We start from the raw sequence: 1,616 nt of genomic DNA on the forward strand, positions 1-1,616 counted from the left end.
GCAAAAACCCCTTAACCAGATCTTCATTCTCGGCCCGTAACAATGAACAGGTCGCATAGGCGAAGGAACCGGTTTTTGCTACCACGTTGCTTGCACGATCAAGAATCTCGGCTTGAATCCTGCGAAGATCGGTCAGCCGATCTTCCGTGAGGGCCCATTTTGCCTCCGGCGCGCGCCGCCAGCTTCCGGAACCCGAACAGGGGGCGTCAGCGAGGACGAGATCGAAGGGAGCTGTTTGGGCAAGTGCCGCCGTCGTCAGGGTTTCAACCTGAACGCCGGCCCGCAGCGCCCGCTTGGAAAGATCATTCATGCGCTCCGGGGCGATGTCATGCGCGAAGAATTGCGCCTGCACCCGTCCCGCCATCGCAAGAGTTTTGCCGCCGCCGCCCGCGCAATAGTCCAGCACCCGTTGACCATCGCACAGCGGCAACCGGTTGATGACAGCCTGCGAGGCAGCATCCTGCAACTCGATCATCCCGCTTTGAAACGGCTTCGACACCTGGATTTTTCGCGGATTGCGCGTGACTTCCAGCGCTGTTTCGGACAGGGCCGCGGGCTGCGCCGCGATCCCTTCGGCGCCGAGTGCGGCGATCACCTCGGCCGGGGTCGCCTTGCGCCGGTTGACGCGGACGAAGACCGGCGCACGGCGTTGCAACAGCAGCATCACGGCTTCAAAATCCTGACCAAGCGACTGGCGCATTTCCGGAGCGAGCCATTCCGGACAATCAAGCGCCGCATTGCCCGAAGGGTGTCGACCGCCGGTCAGCTCATCGACGGTCAGCTTCGAGGGTGCATAGCCCTCGCCGGTGAACAGGTTTTCCGGCGATATCCCTGCCGCACGCAACGCACCGAGAACCAGCCCTCGCCCGGTTTCCGCACCGCCAAGGCAGGCAAAGGAACGTTTGCAACGCATCACATCAAACACGATGTCACGCACCGCGTTGCGGTCGCCGGAACCCGCATAGCGATTGCCGCGCGCCCAATTGGTCAGCGCCTTCTCGGCGGCGGTTCCGGCAAGAATCACATCAAGCACGTCAATCGCGGCGGCATGGCGGGCGGCAGGGGTCATCGAGGGTTCCCGTTCCGGGCAAATCCCGGCCTCTGGCAGTTACATGATCCGATAGTTCGGACTTTCGCGGGTGATTTGAACGTCATGTACATGGCTTTCCTTCAACCCGGCACCGGTGATCCGCACGAAGGCGCAATTCTCACGCATGGCGGCAATGGTGCCATTGCCGGTGTATCCCATCGCCGCGCGCAAACCGCCGACCAATTGGTGCACCACCGCTGCGGCGGAGCCTTTGTAGGGCACCTGCCCCTCGATCCCTTCGGGAACCAGCTTGTCGCTGGCGGCATCCTTCTGAAAATACCGGTCGGCCGACCCACGCGCCATCGCACCCAACGACCCCATGCCGCGATAGGATTTGAACGAGCGCCCCTGATACAGGATTACCTCACCGGGCGATTCGTCCGTGCCCGCGATGGCAGAGCCGACCATGGCACAGGACGCGCCTGCCGCGATCGCCTTGGCGAAATCACCGGAATATTTGATGCCACCATCAGCGATGATCGGAATATTTCCGCCGGCCCCTGCCGCATCCATGATCGCGGTCAGT

At 62.3% G+C, this 1,616-nt stretch carries 2 protein-coding genes; both read right to left on the reverse strand.

What is annotated here, in order from left to right; all coding sequences use genetic code 11:
* A partial coding sequence (locus tag L0H65_RS19640) for an RsmB/NOP family class I SAM-dependent RNA methyltransferase (protein ID WP_301460865.1) occupies positions 1-1,069 on the reverse strand: 1,069 nt, incomplete at its 3' end.
* Positions 1,070-1,108: 39 nt separating this feature from the next.
* Positions 1,109-1,616, reverse strand: a 508-nt coding sequence (locus L0H65_RS19645; protein WP_301460866.1) for an IMP dehydrogenase, incomplete at its 5' end; no start/stop codon positions are given.

It is taken from the genome of Pseudorhodobacter sp. (assembly GCF_030452865.1).
GTDB lineage: Bacteria > Pseudomonadota > Alphaproteobacteria > Rhodobacterales > Rhodobacteraceae > Pseudorhodobacter.